Origin of the sequence: Acetobacter orientalis, assembly GCF_000963965.1 — a bacterium.
GTDB classification, from domain to species: domain Bacteria; phylum Pseudomonadota; class Alphaproteobacteria; order Acetobacterales; family Acetobacteraceae; genus Acetobacter; species Acetobacter orientalis.
In genome coordinates, this window is record NZ_BAMX01000014.1 from 208,759 (window position 1) to 226,038 (window position 17,280).

The window sequence follows — 17,280 nt, forward strand, 5'->3', positions numbered from 1 at the left end:
TACGCAGTGTTAAAAGGGGTTGTAACACTCCTTTTAACACCGTCTCTGTTGCTTAGGCCGCATTTGCTACGCGCGTTATGGTGTGCTGGTTTTGTTTGGGGTGGGCAGCACAATAGGGGGTGCGGGTAAGCCTGTTTGTGCCTGTTTTTGCATAACGGCAGATTCCTCTTCCTCCCTAATTAACCCTATCTCGCTTTTATATTGGTCGGGTGTGAAGAGGCCTTCTCGTAAATGTTTGGCGGCATCTACGCTTTCGGCAGCACCTTTTTCGTAAATGGGTTCGTAAGCGCCGTATGTTTCGGGACCGTATTTTTGCGTTACTTTAGCAAAACACGTCATGAGGTTCGTCATGTTGCGTTTTGGTACTAGCCCTTGCTGTGTTTGATAGGCTGACAGGCAGGCCTGCTTAGCATGGAGCAGCTTTGTTTGAGCTTGTGGCGTTTCTGGCGAGAGTGGCGCAGAGGAACAAGCGGAAAGTGCCAACAAGCAGAACAGACTGGTGCTAAAAAACGCGTGTTGCATACAAGCCAGCATAAATGCAGCATTTATTTACGCAATATATGTTTGGCTTTGTGCATAGGTGCCAACATTACGCATAGGGTTTACGTGCTTAAATTTGAATTATGTGTTTTTGCGTACCGCAGGAGAGCTATCTCTTGCCGGTAGAGCATGACCTAACGGGTACAAGCACTTTACCTATAGTAAGGTGTAAGTCTTTTTATTTTCTGAGGAAAAACAACAATGGTGGAGGGAGTTGGATTCGAACCAACGTAGGCGTACGCCAGCGGATTTACAGTCCGCCCCCTTTAGCCACTCGGGCATCCCTCCGGGTTGTTGAAGGCTGAATTATAGGGCAGGGGCGCTGTTGTCAACGGGGCAATAGCGCTCTTGTGCATTTTTCATGGAAAAAACTTTTGTTTATGATGGGGCTGGACAGCGCCAGGGCAGCAGCAGAAGGTGCCGGGCAATAGCTAAGATCATCAGGAGAAGAGTTTTTGAGCAAACAAGTTGTCGCCAAACGGCATACGCCGCGTTCTCTGGCTCTGCTGGATGCTCCCGTTGTGTCGCTCACGGCATACACAGCCCCTATGGCGAAGTTGATGGACCCCCATTGCGACCTTTTGCTGGTGGGGGATTCGTTGGGCATGGTGGTGTACGGTATGGACTCAACTCTGGCTGTTACGACAGAGATGATGATAGCCCACGGCCAAGCCGTGGTGCGTGGCAGCCAAAAAGCATGCGTTGCCATAGACCTGCCTTTTGGTAGCTACCAAAAAAGCCCACAGCAGGCTTTTGAAACAGCGGCGGAGGTTATGGCCCGCACCGGTGCTGGCTGTGTGAAGCTGGAAGGCGGCATAGAAATGGCCGAAACCATTCAGTTTTTAACCCAGCGTGGTATTCCGGTTATTGGGCATATTGGCTTAAAGCCGCAGGCGGTGCATGCACATGGCGGCTTTCGTATGCTGGGGCGCGGTACTGAAGCTGAGCAAATAATGGCAGATGCCAAAGCTGTGGCGGATGCTGGTGCATTTGCTGTGGTGATTGAAAGCACCCTAGAGCCAGTTGCCCGCGCCATTACGGAAGCGCTGCCCATTATTACCATTGGTATTGGGGCCTCTCCCGCATGTGGGGGGCAAGTGCTGGTGGGCGAAGATATGCTGGGCCTATTTACAGACTTTACGCCCCGTTTTGTAAAACGGTTTGGCAATTTGGCAGCAGAGGTAGACCGGGCTGTGGCAGACTACGCCGCTGCTGTGCGTAGCCGCCAGTTTCCCGGTCCGGAGCAGTGTGTGGGGCTTGTTAAAAAAGACTAACAACAGGCCCCAGTTTTTTATAGGCGCTTATTGGTAACGGTTAAGCCACCAGCCATAAGAAGGCGGCAGTATGGCCCCTGCCTCTTTTTTATGGAGCGCTTTGGCAGCCGCAAACGGCCAATGGGGGTTGGCAAGTAAGGGGCGGCCTATGGTTACCATATCTAACCCGCCAGTGCGGATAAGCGCATCTGCCTGCCTGCCTTCACTAATATACCAAGAAGTTGAAACAGGTAGGCCGGTTTCTTCTGCCGTGCGGCGTGCCCATGGGCCCATAAACCCAGCGCTCCAGGGAATGGTAGCGGTGGGGGTTGAAAAACCTATGCTGACATCAAGAAAATCTAGTCCTGCGCTCCGTAGTTTTTTGAGCAGAGAGACGGAATCTGCAAAGGTTTCTTCATCTCGGCCATCAAATTCAATAACGCCAAAACGGGCGGTAAGGGGTAGGTTTTCAGGCCAGACAGCTTTTACGGCTTCTAGCGTTTCTATAAGAAAGCGTGCGCGGTTTTCGGCCGAGCCACCATATTGGTCTGTGCGCTGGTTGGAATGAGCCGAGAAAAAGCTTTGCGCCAGATAACCATGGGCAAAATGGAGCATAAGCCACTGGAACCCGGCATCTCGTGCGCGTTCGGTTGCTTTTACAAAGTCTGCTTTAACGCGGGCAATGTCATCCAATGTCATTTCTTGTGGGGTGCGGTTTAGGTCTCCGCCAAAAGCAAGGGGAGAGGGCGCAATGGGCTGCCAGCTTTTGGGGGCACCTGCGGGAATATGGTCATCGCCTTCCCATGGTATGTTGGCACTGGCTTTGCGGCCTGCATGCGCAAGCTGAATACCGGGGACTGCCCCTGCTTTACGAATGGAAGCCACAATGGGGGTTAAAGCTTGGGCCTGTTGGTCGTTCCAGAGGCCAAGGCAGTTTGGGGTAATACGCCCTTCAGGAGAAACGGCGGTGGCTTCAACCACCACCAAGGCGGAACCACCACGCGCTAAAGACGTATAATGCACGGAGTGCCAGTCGTTTGCTAAGCCATCTTGGGCTTGGTACTGGCACATGGGGCCAACCATAATACGGTTGCGTAGTGTAACATCTTTAAGGGTATAGCTATCGAAAAGACCAGCCATGATAAAAACCTTTTTAAACCGGAACGTATTTTACCCTATGGATGGGGCAATAGTTCGAATATAATCGAACTATTGAGTAAATCAACCCCTTGTGGTTAACACCAAGCCATGAAGCATTATGAGCACCCCGCGGCTGAGACGTTTGAACTGACAGCCATTTTGCATGCGCTCTCAGACCCCTACCGGTTATGGATTGTGCAGACCCTTGCGCAAACCCAGCCTTTGGCGTGTGCTCCGTTGCAGGGGGGGCGGCCTAAATCTTCTGTTTCGCACCATTTTAGCGTGTTGCGCCGTGCGGGCCTTGTCTGGACAGAGGTGGTGGGCACAACGCATATGAACAGCCTGCGGACAGAAGAATTAGAACACCTGTTTCCGGGCTTATTGGCCGCCGTGCTGCGTGCTGCGGAAAGGGCGCAATAGAGCGGAAAAAGTATGCAGACTACTTTGCGCGCACGATAACACGCAGTGGGGAAAGCTCCCTGAATACTCTGCGTGCATGGTGTGAAGCACTCTTCTTGTGCACCAGAAAATGCCCCATTGTAGGACGCTGAAATTTTGCTGAGGGTGCGGTTAAGGCCTTTGGGAATATGAGATATGGTGCAGCCAAAGTACCGCTTTTGACGGGTGTGATACGGGCGGGTAATTGCAGGGTGTGCCAAGCCGCCGCATAAAAATTTTGTGGCGTTATTTTGAAAATACCGTTGATGTATTGAGTAATGTTGAAAGTCCTCCGGCTCCGTTGCGTGCGGCAAGGGTTTGTATGCCAATGGCCTGCCAACCTTGAGGGGTAGCGTATAAAAGGGGGCCACCGCTGCTACCATGTGTGCCAGCGCAAGTATGGGCCAGTAAAAAATGCCCAGTTTGGTCTTGCTGCATGCCAGTAAGAGTACAGTGTTGGTCTGCCGTTAGGGTATCTGGTTGGTTTTGTTCGTACCCACCAAGCATAACAGGGGTACCGGCGTGCACGGTCATGGCTGTGGTGGGGGCATGGAGTGTGGTTTCTGGTGGGGCAATGGGGTTTTCTAGCACAAGGGTTGCGCGGTCTAGCCCGGCTGTGTTGGCTGAGCCAGCCTTGTAGCCCGGAGGGATAATAAAGCGCTGCACGCGGCCATGGGCACTATAATGCCCAGCCTGATAGGCCAGTAAAAAATGCACGCTATGGGCTTGTACAAACTGTTTGGTAGTCGCTTGCCACAGGCAATGGGCTGCGGTTTCAACTAAAATAGGGCTGAGTAAAAAGCCGGTGCAACGTGTGCCAAGTTCAGTTTGTACGCGGCCTATAGCAGCCCAAGGCATGTGTGTGGGGTCAACGCGTTTTCTGGGGTCATGCGCGCCAATACCTGCCAGATGGTTGCGATAAAGGGGGCCTTTTGCCCATGCTGAGCCAGAGAATGTGATACTAAGAATATTACAAAAAGCGCATATGATAACAAAAGATATACGTATTGTGCACGCAAAAGCAAAGCTGTTGGGTTTTAGGGCGGCGTGTAGGGCAAAGACGTGCTTTAAACTATGCCGCTTGTTGCTGTGTTTATAAAAAACCTGGCAACAAGCGGGTAGTTTTATGGAATGTGAAAATTTAGCTGCTATAGCCATGTGGGTGTTGGTTGCGCCATGCAAAAACCGTTTCCACAATTTTGTCGATATGCGCAAATTCGGGTTGCCAGCCTGTTGCGGCCATAAGGCGTGCAGGGCTTGCGACTAAATAAGGGGGGTCTCCCGGGCGGCGTGGGCCTGCTGCCCATGGTACGTCTAGCCCTGTTACACGGGCAACGCTGTCTATAATTTCACGGTTGGAATGGCCACGGCCTGTGCCGATGTTAAAGGTTACACTGCGCTCATTTAACAGCGGCAAGACAGCAAGATGGGCGCGAGCAAGGTCGGAGACATGCACGTAATCACGCACGCAGGTGCCATCTGGGGTGGGGTAGTCTGTACCAAAAAGGGTTAGGGGTGGGCGGCGTTTAAGAGCTGCATCAATAACCAGCGGGATAAGGTGTGTTTCGGGCTGGTGGTCTTCTCCCGCGCGGCCCTGTGGGTCTGAGCCTGCGGCGTTGAAATACCGTAGGCAGGCGCTTTTTAAACCGTGAATACGGTCTGCCCAATAGAGCGCGCGCTCTACCATATATTTGCTCTCACCATAGGGGGAGGCCGGGTTTATGGGCGTATCTTCGTCTATGGGGGCAGAACCAGCAGTACCAAAGAGCGCAGCGGTGGACGAAAAAACAAAGCGTTTAATGCCATGTTTAATGCAGGCATCAATAAGGCCAAAGCCAATGCCTGCGTTAGCGGCCATGTATAGCATGGGGTCTTGCATGCTCTCACCTACGAGGGAGAGTGCCGCAAAGTGGTAAACACCGTCCCACGGGCCATTGGCTAGAATAGCGTTAAGGCTTTCTAGGTCGGCTAAGTCTGCCTGAATAAAAGTGGCTTGGGCCGGTACGGCGGCCCGGTGGCCAGTGCGCAAATTGTCTAGAACAACAACCTCGTGGCCGTCATCAAGGAGAGCCAGAACAATGTGGCTGCCAACATAACCAGCACCACCGGTAACAAGAAAACGCGCCATAAAACTAAAAACTCATATTATGAAAACAAGTGCAGCCATCTTTAAAGGTATGAAGAAGGAATGAACAGAAAACTTTATAGTTTAGAAAGGCTTTAACAGACGGTCTAGATAATCAAGCTCTTGTTGTGGGCGGGTACGGTCTGAGTCGCGGCGGCGGAGTTCTTGTTCAATTTCACGCGCTCTTTGGCGGGCAACAGACTCTGGCACGTGGGTGCTGTCATCTGGGGCGTGGTCGCTCCCTTCGCCCAGTTTGCGGCCTAGGGGGTCGCGTTTGCCCTGCTGTTGGTCTTGGTCATCTGTGTCATCAGCATCGTCTGTGGGGGTGTTGCCGCCATCACCTGCGTTAGACTGTCCGCTTTGGCCAGTGTTGCTCTCGCTACTGCTGCCCCCAAAGGCTGGCAGAAAGCTGGGGCTTTGGTGTTTACCATCGCCTTTCATGGCGTCTTGCATTTGTTGTCGGCCTTTGCGCAGGGCTTCTAGGGCTTTTTCCTGTGCTGTGGCCGCTGCGGCATCCTCCCCATTTCCAAGAGCTTTACGGGCGTCTTGCATGCTTTTTTGGGCATCAGCAAAGGCTGGGGGTGTTTTGCCCGTAAGTTCCTTGAACTCGTCTTTTAGTTCATCAAGTGCGTGGTCTAGGGCGCGTTGGCTTGCGCGGTCGGTGCGGCGTAGGGCAGCTTGCTCTTCTGCTTTGGCGGGGGGCAGGGGGGCTGGCTCTGCTGTGTGCGTGTTGGGTTGGGGTGTGGCATCAGCGCCCGGTGGAACAGGGAGGCCCAAGCGGCGTAAGAGCTCTGATGTGGGAAGGGAGCCATAGGCTTGCTCGCCATCGCCGCCATCATCTTCTAGGGCGCTGTTTTGGTTGCTTTGTGCCTTAAGTACTTCATCTAGCCGGGATTGCGCGTGGTCTAAGAGCTTGGCCTGTTGTGCTGTGAGGTCGCGCAGGGCGGCGGTTTGTTCGCGTGCTTTGGCTTGTGCCACCATTTGTTGGGCCATTGCGGCCATATCTTGCGGGGTGGCGTTACGCATGCGCTCGGTGGCATCTTCCATTTGTTGCAGGCGCTCTAGGGCGTCTCCATCGTGGCCGTTTGTGGCATCGCGCTGGAGTTGCTGCATGAGTTTGGAAAACGCTTTATCGCCCGCGCGGGAGAAGCCTTGCAGGTCTGGAATAGCGGTGTGGTCGCGCATGGCTTGCGCGGCCAAGGCCTGCATTTTACGGGCAATGGCATCTTTTAAGGTATTAAGCCGGGCCTCAAGTTCTTCTTTAGCTTGCTGGCTTTGGTTGCCGTCTTCACGCATGTGGCGGAGTTGTTGGGCCACAGCGGCTTGTGCCGCCCGTACATCGAGCGAGGCAAGGGCTGAGGCATCATCGCCTTTCCGGCGGTCTTCAATATCTAGCGCTAGGTCCCAGAGCATATTGACGGCCCCGGTGCGGGCTTCACTGTCTTGAATGCGGGGGTTGTCCAGCATGGCGACAATACTGGTCAGGTTTAAAAACATGCCGGTGTGGTCGTAAATGGGGCCGGGTGTTTCACCTAGTGCAGCAAGGTCTATGGCTGTTGCGTGGCGGCGCTCGCGGCCAAGGGCGTAACGTTTGCGCAGGTCAAGCACGGCGCGGGCGACGGGGGAATGAAATGTGCGTGCGCCAAGCTGGAAGGTTGCCGGAGCACTTTTACCATTTTGCCCGCTAACAGATGTGGCAAGCACTTGGCCGGTAACGCTCTCTCCGGCCCAAGGGTCTTCAGATAAATCTGGTGTAATAGCCCCTTTGGCTGTTTTGGGGTGGCCCGTAAGGGGCAAAGGTACTGAGAGTGTGCGGGCAGGGCCACGGCCGGGGTGCGTCAAATGCAGCTCTACACTCAAAGAGCTTAGGCCATAAGCGTGGCTGGCTTCAAAAGGCAGGCGTGTGCGCCAGTCCCCTTTACCAGCACCGGGTTTTGGCCCCCACTGCACATTGGGTTGAGCATCTGGCAACACGGTAATGGGCCAGTTGGCAAATGTGCGCCCCCGCCCAGCTAGCCTGACGTTACCAGTGTGGCTGAGGGTTACGGTTATTTTCCAGCTTTTTGCGTCCAGCTTTTGGCGGGTAGCGTCTGTTAACACCATACCCTTAGCTGAGCGTAAAACCGGGTGGCTGCTTAAACCGGTGACAATAACGGTGAGGCGGGCACCTTGGGGCACGGTAGGGGGTTGCGCGGTGTTGCCCAGAAAAACAGGGGCATTTGCGGTATAAGTTGGCGGGGTTATCCATGCCTCAATATGGGGTAGGGGTACGTCTGGGTCGTCGCGGCCGGGAATAAAGGCAGCGGCAATGCGCCCCGGTGCCGCAGGGCCAGCAACAAGACAGCCAGCCGCTAAAGCAAAAAGCAATGCCCCCGCTGCAAGGCGCTGTTTAGGGGGGTGTGGTAACAGGCGCGGCCACCCGGCTTTAAGCGGGCCTAGCGTTGCAAGAACACGGTTTTGGTGTGCGTGCCAGAGGGTTTGGGTATGCGCCTCAGTGGTGGTGGGGAGTGTGTCTGTGAGTGTTGCGAGCGGGTGGTTATGCAGGCCAGAAGCGGTTTCTATTTGCTGGTCTATAGCCTGTGGGGTAGGGGCGCTGAGCCTGGAGAGGTCGCGGTGTAGCCGCCAGCCGCACAGGCTTAACCACCCCGCTACAGTAACAAGGCGCAGGCCGTCTGGTAGGTGTTGGGGCAGGCGCAAAAGCCCCGCCAAAGTGTAAAGACCCAAAAGGCCCAGTGTGGGCTGCACCGCTGGCCAAAGGTTTTGCGCATGCAGCACAAACCGCGCATTTTTGCGGGCTGTGGCAAGGCGCGCTGCCAAAGAGCCATCTTGTGCGGTGCTTGCCGCCAGAGAGTTTTTCAGGTCGCTGCCTGTCATGTGTTTCCGGCGGTAAGGTGGGCGGGCACAGTTTCGGTGTGCCACAGGGCGTCACGCTTTTGGCGTGGGCGAATACTGTGCCATGTGCCGTTATCTATCAACACTTCTGCGGCCATAGGCCTGCTGTTGTAGGTTGAGCTCATAACAGCACCATAAGCCCCTGTGTCCAGAATGGCTACGCGTGCGCCACGCTGTAAAGGGGGGAGCAGGCGGTCGCGGGCAAAGGTGTCTCCGCTTTCGCAGACAGGGCCAACAACATGGGCGGGTATGGCAGGTGTTGCGGCATCTTGCGCGCTAAGGGGTACAATACCGTGCCAGGCATCGTACATGCTGGGGCGCAGCAGGTCGTTCATGGCGGTGTCTAGCACATAGAAAGGGGCTTCGGCCCCGCGGGCTTTGTTTAAAATAACCTGCCCAAGCAAAACGCCTGCGGGGCCGATAGGCCAGCGGCCCGGCTCTATGGCCAGTTTTAAGCCTAAATGGCCCAGCTCTGCCTTCATGGCGCCAGCCAGTGCTTCTGGCTGCCCTTCAACCTCTGTGCGGTAAGAAATGCCTAGACCACCGCCGCAATCCATAACGGAAACGCTTAGGCCTTGGCTGCGTACAGACTGCACAAGCTCCGCCATGCGGGCATAGGCTGCGCGGTAAGGGGCAACAGAGAGAATTTGGCTGCCAATATGCGTTGCAAACCCCACCGCATTAATGCCCGGTAGTGTGCTGGCGCGGGCGTAGAGGCTTGCCGCCTCTTCATACGGAATGCCGAACTTGTTGGCGGCAAGCCCGGTGGTAATTTTAGCGTGGGTTTTGGCATCAACATCTGGGTTAATGCGCAGTGTAATTGTGGCTGTGCGACCAAGTTTTTGGGCAATGGCGGCAATAATATCGAGCTCTTCAGCACTTTCTACGTTTATTTGGCCAACACCGTGGGCAATGGCTTCTTGCAATTCTGCATCGCTTTTGCCAACGCCCGAAAACACAATTTTATTGGCCGCAATACCTGCTTTAAGCGCACGGGCCAGCTCGCCACCGCTTACAATATCTGCCCCAAACCCTTCTTTGCCGAGTAGGGAGAGTATGGCCAAGTGGTCGTTTGCTTTAACGGCATAATGAAGAGAGACATCCAGCCCCGCAGCTTGCATGGCGTTTTTTAGGCGGGCCATACGGGTGCGCAACGTATCTGCGCTGATAACCCAAGTTGGGGTGCCCACAGCGTTCGCAATGGCGGTAAGAGATACGCCATCCATCATCAGGCCGCATACACCGTCCATTTTAAGGTTGGGGTGGGTTGCCAGTAGTTCTGTAACGGTTGGGTCTGCGTCTGTGTAGGGAAGGGCGTCGGCCATTGGGTGTCTGAAACCTTGGAAGTCTGAGGTCGAAATACAGAGTGTAGAAAGCACCAGCCTTTATGCTGGTTGGGGTAGAGGTGTTTTACCGGGGCACGCACAGAAAGGCCAGCAGGGTCTGGCCCTTTGTAAAAAGCACCAGCCTGTGGCGCGTGCGCTTAGTCTTCTGCTGGGTAAGTGCGTGGGTACGTAATTTTTTCTTTAGGGCCGGGTGGGTTGGGGGAGCCAACTTTACCGCATGCACTCAAAGGGAGTGCCAGCAAAAGCAGTGCCAGAAAGCCAAGAGTGGTGCGTGTCATAAAATTAGCTCCTTAAACCCTTATTGTGCAGCAGTGTTGCCCGGTACTGTTTGCTCAAGCGCGTTCAGCCATTTGCGGGCCTGCTGCGCAACATTATTACCTGCGGTGCCGCCAAAACTGGTGCGCGAGGCAATAGAGGCCTCTACCGTAAGCACGGAGTAAATATCTTGCGTAATGCCGGGTTCCTCTTCCTGCATTTCTGCAAGAGTTAGGTCTGCCAGATCAACGCCTTTGGCCTCGGCTTTGGCAACAAGGCGGCCTGTTACGTGGTGGGCGGTACGGAAAGGGGTTTTGAGCACGCGCACCAGCCAGTCTGCTATGTCTGTTGCAGTTGAGTAGCCAGAACCAGCCAGCTTACGCATTTGCGCGGTGTTGGCGGCCATGTCCCGCACCATGCCATCGCACGCGGCAAGGGACAGGGCTGCGGCATCGGTTGCGGCAAAAACGGGTTCTTTATCTTCCTGCATGTCTTTGGCGTAGGCCAAGGGCAGGCCTTTCATGACGGTAAGCAGGCTGACAAGGCTGCCGGTCATGCGGCCTGTTTTGGCGCGTACCAGCTCGGCGGCATCGGGGTTGCGCTTTTGCGGCATAATGGAAGAGCCGGTGGTAAACGCATCTGATAGCCGAATGAACGAGAATGGTGAGGAGCACCAGATCACAATTTCTTCGGCCAGACGGGAGAGGTGCATGGCCATGATAGACAGGGCAGAGAGATATTCCAGAGCGAAGTCACGGTCAGAGACGGAATCGAGCGAATTGGCGGTGGGGCGGTCAAAGCCCAGCAGGCCCGCGGTCATGGTACGGTCGATGGGGAAAGACGTGCCAGCCAGTGCGGCAGAGCCAAGCGGGCACTCGTTTAAGCGTTTGCGCGTGTCTGCCAAGCGGCCGCGGTCGCGGGCCAACATTTCAACATAGGCCATAAGGTGGTGGCCAAAGGTTACGGGCTGGGCGGTTTGCAGGTGGGTAAAGCCCGGCATGGGGTCGTGGGCGTGTTGTTCTGCCCGGCGAGCAAGAGCGCGCATGAGAGAGGCCACTTGCTGGTCGAGCCCGTCAATGGCGTCTCGCACCCATAGGCGGAAGTCTGTTGCTACTTGGTCGTTGCGGGAGCGGGCGGTGTGCAGGCGTTTGCCAGCCTCACCTACACGTTCAGACAGGCGGGCTTCGATATTCATGTGAATATCTTCTAGCGCTTCAGAAAATTCAAAGCGGCCTGCTTCAATTTCCTGCCCAATACCAACAAGGCCGCTTTGAATGGCGGTTTCATCTTCTTTAGAGATAATACCAACATGGGCCAGCATGGTTGCGTGTGCCAGCGAGCCTTTAATGTCTTGCTGCCACAGGGCTTTATCAAACCCGATAGAGGCATTGATGGCCTGCATGATTTGTGAGGGGCCGCCTGCAAACCGGCCGCCCCACTGCATGTTGGCGTTCGCTTGTGTTGGTGTTTCTGTTGTGTTGTTGCTGCCCGCAGCCATATCCAGACCTACTCGTAACCTTGAAAACCACATAAGAAGCCCGCACCCTACTGATGCGAGGCTTTCTGCGCAAACGCTAGGTACAGGCGCTAGGCGTAAAGCCCCCTGTTTTTGCAGCGGGGCAGCCCTGTTGTGCAGGCAGGTTTTGGCCTAGCCGCGCAGCTAGTATCCTGACACAGTAGAGTAATTCAGTATTTCAGGAGTGTGTTTTATGACTGCCGCCAACAAGCTGAAAGCATTTGGTGTGATTGACCCCGGCCCCAACGTGCTGCTGGAAGTTTTGCGCGCCACCACAGCCAGTGAGGCTGTACGCCACCTTGAAGAAAAAATGCGCGGTGCAGAGTATGTGCAAGGCCGCACCTATACCCAAGGCGGTGAAGACTCTCTTGATGGGCAAGACCCCGCCTATTTGGTGTACGACTTAACCGACTCCGGCTTAGATGAAGAAGGTCTGAGCGGTGACGATGCCGGGCAGGTGCGTGCACAAGCTGAAGAAGTGGGCGTGTTTGTGTCTGCTCCTAAAAAATAAGGGGTGGGGTTAGGGCCGGTCTTTGGCGCGGCCCTAACCTTTAACGCGGTCAGCGTTTTACGTGCGTGGAGTGTAGAGCAAAGACTGTTTCAAAAATTTTGTAGGCAGGCGGGCAGATGAGAGGCTCTCTACCAGTGTGGTATGCCGTAGTGGGGGCCGATTGGGGCTAGGGCACACCAGATAAGTGCCAGTTCTGTTTTGCAGGATTTTTGAAAAAGCCTTTGTCGTTTATGCCGTACTGGCTATGGCGGCAGATAAAGCAAAAACCTTACGGTTACGGGCCGTAGGGCCAACGATGGTTTGACGGAGTTAGGCAGAAAAAATGGTTGAAGCAGCACCCCATGCGGCCCCATGCGTTGCAGTTTTTGGCACGGATGGGGGTAGCCCGTTTGTGCTGGTGAGCGACCACGCCGGGCAAGCTATCCCGCCAGATTTGGGAGATTTAGGGTTAAGTGCCGCAGAGCGCGCCCGCCACATTGGGTGGGACATTGGGATAGACGGCGTAGGCCGTGCTTTAAGCCAAAAATTGCAGTGCGTGCTGATAGAGCAGGTTTATTCTCGGCTTGTTATTGATAGCAACCGCGCACCGGGGCACCCCACGTCTATTGTCGAGCAAAGCGATGGTACGGTTGTGCCTGCCAACACAGGGCTGAGTGCGGCCCAGCGTGCCCAGCGTGAAAACACCATTTTGCACCCCTACCACGCCCGTATTACCCAAGAGCTAGACCAGCGGCTGCAAGCCCGGCGGCCTACGGTAGTGGTGGCCTTGCACAGTTTTACCCCACAAATGAAAGGGGTGGCGCGCCCATGGCATGTTGGACTTTTGCATAACCATGATGACCGGCTGGCGCGTATTTTAATAGATTTACTGCGGCAAGAAGGGCTGTGTGTAGGCGATAACGAGCCATATGCTCTAACCAATACGTCTGACTACACTATTCCCAAACATGGTGAGCAGCGTGGCCTGCCGCATGTAGAAATTGAAATACGCCAAGATCTGATAACCCAGCCCGCAGGGCAGCAAGAATGGGCAGACCGTCTGGCCCGCTTGTTGCCACTGGCATGGGCTGAATTTTGCCGCCAGCATGGGGGCGCGCCGTCTTCTCCTTCTACTTGCCAAACAGAGGCCGCATTATGAGTGATATGACCCCCCAAGCCCTGCTGCCGCGGCAAATTATAACAGGTAAAGCGCGGTTAGCGGGTGTGTTGGGGTGGCCTGTTTCGCATTCGCGCTCACCGCTTTTGCATAATTATTGGCTGGCACGGTACGGCATAGATGGTGCGTATGTGCCACTACCCGTAGCCCCTGCACAGTTTGCTGAGGCTGTGCACGGCTTGCAAGCAGCCGGGTTTAGGGGCGCAAACGTAACCATACCGCATAAAGAGGCGGCTTACGCGCTTGCCACAGAGCTAGACCACACCGCCCAGCGGGCAGGGGCCGTTAATACTCTTATTTTTGAAGCGAACGGCGCTATTCGGGGGCTTTCAACCGATGGGGATGGTTTTGTGGCCAGCATGGAAAGCGCTGGCCATAAACCACAGGGTAAAGCCCTGCTGCTTGGGGCCGGAGGGGCGGCCCGCTCTGTTGCGGCTGCCTTGCAAGATAGGGGTTTGCATGTTGCGGTAACCAACCGCACAGACGCCCGTGCTCATGCTTTGGCTGAGGCCTTGCCGGGCCTAGATGTAGTGCCGTGGGCCATGTGGGAGCAACAGCTTGGCGCTTATAGCTTGCTGGTTAATACCACGTCTTTGGGTATGGAAGGCGGGCCAGACCCTATGTTCCGCCCCTCATTGCACCATGCAGCCCCGCATTTGGTGGTAGCCGATATTGTGTATGTACCCCGCATAACCCCCTTATTGGCCGAAGCCGAGCAAAAAGGGCTTAAAACAGTGGAGGGGCTTGGCATGTTGCTGCACCAAGCCCGTTTGGGTTTTAGAGAGTGGTTTGGCCAAGACCCAGAGGTTGATGCTGGGCTTGAGGCTTATGTACGGGCCAGCCTGTAACCTGCCCCGCAGCTATACGGCATGCTAGGGTAACATACGTTTGGGGAGAGCCATAATGTGCACCACGCAAAGGGGTGTAAGCCCTTTACCCCCAGCCCGTGGTGGTATGCGCATTTTGGGTTTAACCGGGGGTATGGGCATGGGCAAAAGCACGGTAGCGGCCATGTTGGCCCGTGCGGGCCTGCCTGTGTTTGATGCCGATGCCACCGTACGCAGCTTACAGGCCGAGAACGGTGCTGCTTTGCCCGCCATTGCACGTTTGGTGCCCAGTGCTGTGCATAATGGCCACCTAGACCGTGCTGTTTTACGGCAGGCCGTGGTCACGCAGCCGGGTGTGTTGCGGCAGCTTGAGCGTATTATGCACCCCATGGTATGGGCTGCGCGTAACCGTTTTTTAGCCCATTACCGGCACATTGGTACGCCGTGGGTGGTGCTGGATGTGCCGTTACTGTTTGAAGCCGGGGGCAACAGGCTGTGCGATTATGTGATGGTTGTTTCTGCCCCACCGTGGGTGCAGGCTGCCCGTGTGGCAAAACGGCGCAACGTGCCCGTGGCAGAGGCCCGTAAACTGATAGCGCGGCAAATGCCAGATGCCCGCAAGCGGCTGTTGGCGGATATAGTAATTGAAACAGGTGTACCATTTGCCCAAACGCAGCGGCAGGTGCGCACCTTACTCAGGGTTTTAAAGGCATGAAACGCTCTATTCTGTTTGATACGGAAACCACCGGCCTTGACCCAGCCACCGGGGATAGGGTGATTGAAATTGCAGCCCTTGAACTGATAGGCGACCTGCCAACAGGTAATAATTTTCATGTGTTGATAGACCCTGAGCGCGATATTCCGGAAGAAGCAACACGCGTACATGGCTTTACGCTGGCAGACCTTGAAGGTAAGCCGAAGTTTGCCGAGGTGGCCAGCGCGTTTTTAGCGTTTATTGGCGATGATGAACTGATTGCCCATAACGCCCGCTTTGACTTTGGCTTTGTGAATGCCGAGCTAAAACGGGCAGGCCATAAGCCATTAGATATGGCCCGCATGGTAGATACGCTGGATATGGCGCGTGAGCGCTTTCCGGGCATGCCAAATAGTTTGGACGCGCTGTGCCGCCGCTTTGGGGTCGATCTATCTGCCCGTACAACCCACAACGCTTTGCTAGACTGTAAATTGCTGGCCGATGTGTATGTGGAGCTTATGGGGGGCCGCCAGCACGGCCTTGGTTTGGTGGCAGAAGGCGGGCAGGCCCCTAGTGTTGTCTACCAAGGCCCAAGCCAGCGCCGTGTTGTGCGGGTTGTGCCAACCCCGGCCGAACTGGCAGCGCATACCGCCTTTGTTGATAAGCTGAGCGACCCTGTGTGGAAAGCGTAACGGTTCCCTTAAGTACTATTTTTTGTGCTAAGCGATATTTGTGAGAACTGTCGTGTTTCTTCTTTGTGCAAAACATGTCACAAGTGTCAGATAGAGTTATTGACCGTTTATGGAATGGCAACATTCTGTCTTAGTGTAACGTAAGGAGCCTTTTGATGCGTTCTGCATCTGTTCGCGTTTTTGCTGCCGTGGCGCTGGGTAGCATTTGGTCCCTTACTGCCTGCGCTCAGTCTCCCCTTGGGCCGGTAACGGGTGAGGTCTCTTTCCACACCCATTCGGCAGACCTTGGGGTTGGTTATACCTGGGGGCAGGGTACACTTACATATGGTGGTCGTTCTTACCCCTTTACTATCAAAGGGGCAGCGGCAGCGGCCATTGGCTATTCCAGCGGTGTTAGCGTTGGCAAAGTTTACAACTTGCAGCGCGTAGAAGACTTTGCTGGCACGTTCTGGGCTTTAACGGGTGAGGCAACAGTGGGCCGTGGCGTAAGCGGCGTCTTGATGGAAAACGATAACGGTGTGCGTATTCGCCTAGATTACACCCGTAGCGGGGCACGCTTTGCGGCATCGCCAGAGCGTTTGACGATCAAGCTTGACCAAACCGCGTCAAAACCCTTGCCTGCTGCTTCTAAAACGAGCGTAACGCAAAAAACGTCCGTACCAGCGCCGCAAAAGCTGTAATTGCTAAAAAGAGGGGCTGTGTTGCCCCTCACGGCTTGCTGTTTTTACACAAGCCGTTAGCTACGGTGTGCCGGACTGTGCACGCGGTTGGTTTTTTGGGCTTGGCCCAAAAGTAGCCTAACGGTTTTATTGAGCACGTTTTCTTCTTCAAATAATTCTAACGCTCTTTTGCGCCCCGCAGCCCCCATGCGCCTGCGTAAGGCTGGGTTAAGCGTAAGGGTACGCAGGGCAGCGGCCAACGGGGCCACTGTGTTTGCGGGCACGAGCAAGCCAGTTTGGTTATGCACGACTTGCTCACGCGGGCCGCGTATTTCTGTGCTGACAACAGGCAGTTCTGTCAGCATGGCTTCAATAATAGACATGGGCAGCCCTTCAAAATGGCTGGGTAGTGTAAAAATATCGGCTGCGGCCAGTAGGGCTGGAATGTCGCTGCGGTAGCCAAGGCATTTTAGCCGAGAGCCAAGGGCTGCACGCGCTTTATGAAAACAGGCATCAAGCGAACTCCCGTGGTCGGATTGTAGGCGCTCGCCTACAATCCAAAGTTCAGCTTGGGGCACGCTTTCCATGGCCGCGAGCAGCTCTGGGTAGCCTTTATGCCGCACTAAACGAGAGACGGCGATAATAACAGGCGTTGTTTCTTCTGTGTCTAACTCGGCCCGTATGCGCGCGCGGGTTGCGGCATCTGGTTTAAAAAGGGTGCTACTGCGGCCATTACCTATGGCTACCGGGTGGGGGTGAATATGCAGGCGGCGGGCGTCTTCTGCTTCTTCTTGCGACACGGTAAGGTACAGGTTTGTTAAGTGGCCGCAGAGCTTCTCAAGTATAAGAGAAAGACGTTGCCGGGCTTTAGAGCTGGGTTGGTTAAACAAAAAGCCGTGGCACGTATAAGCAATGCACGGCACGCCACAGAGTTTGGCCGCAACACGTGCCAAAATGCCAGAAATGGGCATGTGAGCGTGTACCATATCGGGCTTTTCGCGCTTTATAAGGCGCAGGAGCGCCCAAAACGCTTTTGCCTGCCCAAGGGGGGCGTAAGAACGCACAAACGGTACAGTTTCTACCCGAAAGCCTTCGGCGCGGGTTTGGGCCACCAGTGGGCCATCGGCACAAACACCCACAACCTCGTGCCCTTGGGCGCGGAGGGCACGCATAAGCGGCAAGACAAAATGTGTCAGTGAAAAATCGACATTGGTGATTTCAAGAATTTTCACCTTT

17 protein-coding genes and 1 tRNA gene are annotated in these 17,280 nt (G+C 55.0%); 8 read left to right on the top strand and 10 right to left on the bottom strand.

The window, feature by feature from the left end:
* Window positions 1-75: 75 nt before the first annotated feature.
* Window positions 76-522, bottom strand: coding sequence for a hypothetical protein (locus Abor_RS13315; RefSeq protein WP_126621493.1), 447 nt, complete (start codon window positions 520-522; stop codon window positions 76-78).
* A 220-nt stretch (window positions 523-742) separates the two neighbouring features.
* Window positions 743-828: transfer RNA gene (locus Abor_RS06685), tRNA-Tyr, on the bottom strand.
* A gap of 167 nt (window positions 829-995) precedes the next feature.
* On the opposite strand from Abor_RS06685, the gene panB reads away from it, so the two are divergent.
* The gene (gene panB, locus Abor_RS06690) at window positions 996-1,814 is read left to right on the top strand and encodes a 3-methyl-2-oxobutanoate hydroxymethyltransferase (RefSeq protein WP_048841049.1); all 819 of its coding nucleotides are present in this window, start codon (window positions 996-998) and stop codon (window positions 1,812-1,814) included.
* A gap of 27 nt (window positions 1,815-1,841) precedes the next feature.
* On the opposite strand, the gene Abor_RS06695 is transcribed toward panB, so the two are convergent.
* Window positions 1,842-2,933: an NADH:flavin oxidoreductase/NADH oxidase gene (locus Abor_RS06695; protein WP_048841050.1), complete on the bottom strand. Its 1,092-nt coding sequence runs from the start codon at window positions 2,931-2,933 to the stop codon at window positions 1,842-1,844.
* Window positions 2,934-3,041: 108 nt separating this feature from the next.
* On the opposite strand from Abor_RS06695, the gene Abor_RS06700 reads away from it, so the two are divergent.
* Window positions 3,042-3,353: an ArsR/SmtB family transcription factor gene (locus tag Abor_RS06700; protein ID WP_048841051.1), complete on the top strand. Its 312-nt coding sequence runs from the start codon at window positions 3,042-3,044 to the stop codon at window positions 3,351-3,353.
* A 264-nt stretch (window positions 3,354-3,617) separates the two neighbouring features.
* Here Abor_RS06700 and Abor_RS06705 read toward each other — a convergent pair whose 3' ends face one another.
* From Abor_RS06705 to argH, 6 genes are all read right to left on the bottom strand, one after another.
* Window positions 3,618-4,379 (bottom strand): trypsin-like serine peptidase, encoded by a 762-nt coding sequence (locus Abor_RS06705; RefSeq protein ID WP_307188423.1) that lies wholly within the window; start codon window positions 4,377-4,379, stop codon window positions 3,618-3,620.
* Window positions 4,380-4,512: 133 nt separating this feature from the next.
* Window positions 4,513-5,499 (bottom strand): UDP-glucose 4-epimerase GalE, encoded by a 987-nt coding sequence (galE, locus tag Abor_RS06710; protein WP_048841052.1) that lies wholly within the window; start codon window positions 5,497-5,499, stop codon window positions 4,513-4,515.
* Window positions 5,500-5,580: 81 nt separating this feature from the next.
* Window positions 5,581-8,370: a DUF4175 domain-containing protein gene (locus tag Abor_RS06715; RefSeq protein WP_048841053.1), complete on the bottom strand. Its 2,790-nt coding sequence runs from the start codon at window positions 8,368-8,370 to the stop codon at window positions 5,581-5,583.
* A complete protein-coding gene (lysA, locus tag Abor_RS06720) occupies window positions 8,367-9,713 on the bottom strand; it encodes a diaminopimelate decarboxylase (protein WP_048841054.1) in 1,347 nt (448 codons plus the stop codon). Before lysA ends, Abor_RS06715 begins: the two co-directional genes overlap by 4 nt.
* Before the next feature lie 158 nt (window positions 9,714-9,871).
* Complete coding sequence (locus tag Abor_RS06725) at window positions 9,872-10,012, bottom strand: hypothetical protein (RefSeq protein ID WP_164713936.1); 141 nt, start codon at window positions 10,010-10,012, stop codon at window positions 9,872-9,874.
* 20 nt (window positions 10,013-10,032) lie between these two features.
* Window positions 10,033-11,487, bottom strand: a complete 1,455-nt coding sequence (gene argH / locus Abor_RS06730; RefSeq protein ID WP_048841055.1) for an argininosuccinate lyase — start codon at window positions 11,485-11,487, stop codon at window positions 10,033-10,035.
* 211 nt (window positions 11,488-11,698) lie between these two features.
* Here argH and Abor_RS06735 point away from each other — a divergent pair, with 211 nt between their 5' ends.
* From Abor_RS06735 to Abor_RS06760, 6 genes are all read left to right on the top strand, one after another.
* On the top strand, window positions 11,699-12,016 hold the full coding sequence (locus Abor_RS06735) for a hypothetical protein (protein WP_048841056.1): 318 nt from the start codon (window positions 11,699-11,701) through the stop codon (window positions 12,014-12,016).
* 322 nt (window positions 12,017-12,338) lie between these two features.
* Window positions 12,339-13,154, top strand: coding sequence for an N-formylglutamate amidohydrolase (locus Abor_RS06740; protein ID WP_048841057.1), 816 nt, complete (start codon window positions 12,339-12,341; stop codon window positions 13,152-13,154).
* 5 nt (window positions 13,155-13,159) lie between these two features.
* The gene (locus Abor_RS06745) at window positions 13,160-14,020 is read left to right on the top strand and encodes a shikimate dehydrogenase (protein WP_048841123.1); all 861 of its coding nucleotides are present in this window, start codon (window positions 13,160-13,162) and stop codon (window positions 14,018-14,020) included.
* A 106-nt stretch (window positions 14,021-14,126) separates the two neighbouring features.
* Complete coding sequence (gene coaE / locus Abor_RS06750) at window positions 14,127-14,714, top strand: dephospho-CoA kinase (protein ID WP_048841124.1); 588 nt, start codon at window positions 14,127-14,129, stop codon at window positions 14,712-14,714.
* Window positions 14,711-15,385, top strand: coding sequence for a DNA polymerase III subunit epsilon (gene dnaQ, locus Abor_RS06755; protein WP_048841058.1), 675 nt, complete (start codon window positions 14,711-14,713; stop codon window positions 15,383-15,385). The genes coaE and dnaQ overlap by 4 nt, the downstream gene beginning before the upstream one ends.
* A 155-nt stretch (window positions 15,386-15,540) precedes the next feature.
* Window positions 15,541-16,065, top strand: coding sequence for a hypothetical protein (locus tag Abor_RS06760; RefSeq protein ID WP_048841059.1), 525 nt, complete (start codon window positions 15,541-15,543; stop codon window positions 16,063-16,065).
* Between the two features lie 56 nt (window positions 16,066-16,121).
* Here Abor_RS06760 and Abor_RS06765 read toward each other — a convergent pair whose 3' ends face one another.
* Window positions 16,122-17,276 (bottom strand): glycosyltransferase family 4 protein, encoded by a 1,155-nt coding sequence (locus Abor_RS06765; protein WP_048841060.1) that lies wholly within the window; start codon window positions 17,274-17,276, stop codon window positions 16,122-16,124.
* Between the last annotated feature and the right edge of the window lie 4 nt (window positions 17,277-17,280).

What these genes read in the sequence shown, in the direction of transcription:
- Abor_RS06695 (WP_048841050.1), bottom strand. Translation starts at nt 2,933, where the DNA reads ATGGCTGGTCTTTTCGATAGCTATACCCTTAAAGATGTTACACTACGC.
- Abor_RS06760 (WP_048841059.1), top strand. Translation starts at nt 15,541, where the DNA reads ATGCGTTCTGCATCTGTTCGCGTTTTTGCTGCCGTGGCGCTGGGTAGC.
- Abor_RS06715 (WP_048841053.1), bottom strand. Translation starts at nt 8,370, where the DNA reads ATGACAGGCAGCGACCTGAAAAACTCTCTGGCGGCAAGCACCGCACAA.
- Abor_RS06700 (WP_048841051.1), top strand. Translation starts at nt 3,042, where the DNA reads ATGAAGCATTATGAGCACCCCGCGGCTGAGACGTTTGAACTGACAGCC.
- lysA (WP_048841054.1), bottom strand. Translation starts at nt 9,713, where the DNA reads ATGGCCGACGCCCTTCCCTACACAGACGCAGACCCAACCGTTACAGAA.
- Abor_RS06725 (WP_164713936.1), bottom strand. Translation starts at nt 10,012, where the DNA reads ATGACACGCACCACTCTTGGCTTTCTGGCACTGCTTTTGCTGGCACTC.
- coaE (WP_048841124.1), top strand. Translation starts at nt 14,127, where the DNA reads ATGCGCATTTTGGGTTTAACCGGGGGTATGGGCATGGGCAAAAGCACG.
- galE (WP_048841052.1), bottom strand. Translation starts at nt 5,499, where the DNA reads ATGGCGCGTTTTCTTGTTACCGGTGGTGCTGGTTATGTTGGCAGCCAC.
- Abor_RS13315 (WP_126621493.1), bottom strand. Translation starts at nt 522, where the DNA reads ATGCAACACGCGTTTTTTAGCACCAGTCTGTTCTGCTTGTTGGCACTT.
- Abor_RS06735 (WP_048841056.1), top strand. Translation starts at nt 11,699, where the DNA reads ATGACTGCCGCCAACAAGCTGAAAGCATTTGGTGTGATTGACCCCGGC.
- Abor_RS06740 (WP_048841057.1), top strand. Translation starts at nt 12,339, where the DNA reads ATGGTTGAAGCAGCACCCCATGCGGCCCCATGCGTTGCAGTTTTTGGC.
- argH (WP_048841055.1), bottom strand. Translation starts at nt 11,487, where the DNA reads ATGGCTGCGGGCAGCAACAACACAACAGAAACACCAACACAAGCGAAC.
- dnaQ (WP_048841058.1), top strand. Translation starts at nt 14,711, where the DNA reads ATGAAACGCTCTATTCTGTTTGATACGGAAACCACCGGCCTTGACCCA.
- Abor_RS06745 (WP_048841123.1), top strand. Translation starts at nt 13,160, where the DNA reads ATGACCCCCCAAGCCCTGCTGCCGCGGCAAATTATAACAGGTAAAGCG.